Origin of the sequence: Pseudoalteromonas sp. S1650 (assembly GCF_005887195.1) — a bacterium.
Lineage (GTDB): Bacteria > Pseudomonadota > Gammaproteobacteria > Enterobacterales > Alteromonadaceae > Pseudoalteromonas > Pseudoalteromonas simplex.
Genome location: NZ_PNDF01000147.1, coordinates 1 through 1454 on the forward strand (window position 1 = coordinate 1; position 1454 = coordinate 1454).

At 40.6% G+C, this 1454-nt stretch carries 1 protein-coding gene and 1 pseudogene; both read left to right on the forward strand.

Annotation, left to right across the window (positions count from 1 at the left end):
- Positions 1-202: pseudogene (locus CWB80_RS21935) on the forward strand (MFS transporter); the annotation flags it as partial.
- On the forward strand, positions 203-1454 hold a 1252-nt coding region (locus tag CWB80_RS21940), incomplete at its 3' end, for a trehalase domain-containing protein (RefSeq protein WP_502705019.1).

Below are 1454 nucleotides of genomic sequence, written 5' to 3' on the forward strand. Positions count from 1 at the left end.
GAGTGCTGCTATGTTTATGGGTTATTACTTTGTATCTATGGCATTAGGCTTTTTATTTGCTGGATTTTTGTCTGGGTGGAGTTATGGTTACTTAGTCAAAGAGATAAAATCCCCCGAAATCATGTGGCTATTATTTGCAGGCATTGCACTAGTTACCGGATTTGGTTTTTATTTATTAGCGCGATACAAAAGGGTTAAATAAATGATTTTTAAAAATCTGTTTATTTTAATCACCGTGCTTTTAATCAGTCATTGTGAGGCTGCTGCTAGTGAGGTGGTTGATTATAAAAACTTAATAGATAGAACCGGAAGCCCATATTATATGCAGGACTTTGAGCAAGGCGGCCACCAACGTTTTAGCCCTCTTTTTGATCTAGGCGCGTGGCATGGACATTTGCTACCAACAGATGAAAACGTCGGTGCGTTCACCGGGCCTGCTATTGTTACTGAGGAGTATTTAAATTTTATAGCGCCTTATCTAGAAAAGCTGACTGTTTATAAAGGCCTGAAAGTCGATGAGGCCAATAAAGTGAAGCTAGCAATGCGGGCTTACAGTGAACCCGGCGCGTTAGTGCAAGAGCTAAGCGGTGATGGGGTAAACATAACGCTTACTTTGCGCTTTGTGACAAATCGCACTTCATTAGTTAAAACACAGATTAAAACCACAGAGCCTGTTACATTACATTTCACAGGAAAGCTTATAAACCATTTACGTGCTAACAATGGCACCGAAAAAGCGGGGCGTTCGCCATTTGTGGTTTATCCGAAATTAAACCCCCGATGGCAAGTCACCAGCAATAGTATTGCGATTAGTTTTGGCAAAGTAAGGGCGCATGGACACCTGCTCACCTCGGGGAGTTCACAGTTATTGCTTAAAAAAACATTAGCGGTTAAAACACGTCATGACGACCTAAGTTACTCAAGCAAAACGCACATAAAAAACAATCGCACATTCTACACAAGCTATTCATATTTATTAAATAATCAAGACGTGGTACGTGAAAGAGAGATTGTTGATGAAATTTTAAAGCAACCCGAACACTATTTATCACGTAGTAAATTACGTTGGCAAGAGTATATAAATAAAGCGACACAGCCAATTAGTAACAAGCAGCCAGCCTTACAAAAACTTGCGGTAAAAAGTGTTGAAACGTTAATTGGAAATTGGCGCAGTAAAGCTGGTGCAGTAGGTTTTGATACCGTTAGTCCTGCCGTGACCGGTCGCTGGTTTTCAGGTAATCAAACTTGGCCTTGGGATAGCTACAAGCAGGCATATGCACTGGTAACATTTAATCCAGAGCTTGCTAAACAAAATTTGAATGCTGTGTTTGAGTATCAAATAACGCCAAACGATGCTGTCAGGCCATGGGATGCTGGATTTATACCTGACTTAGTGGGCTTTTATTTTTGTGCTAAACTCTGTGAGGACGGCAAATATTTGAATGCGGGTTATC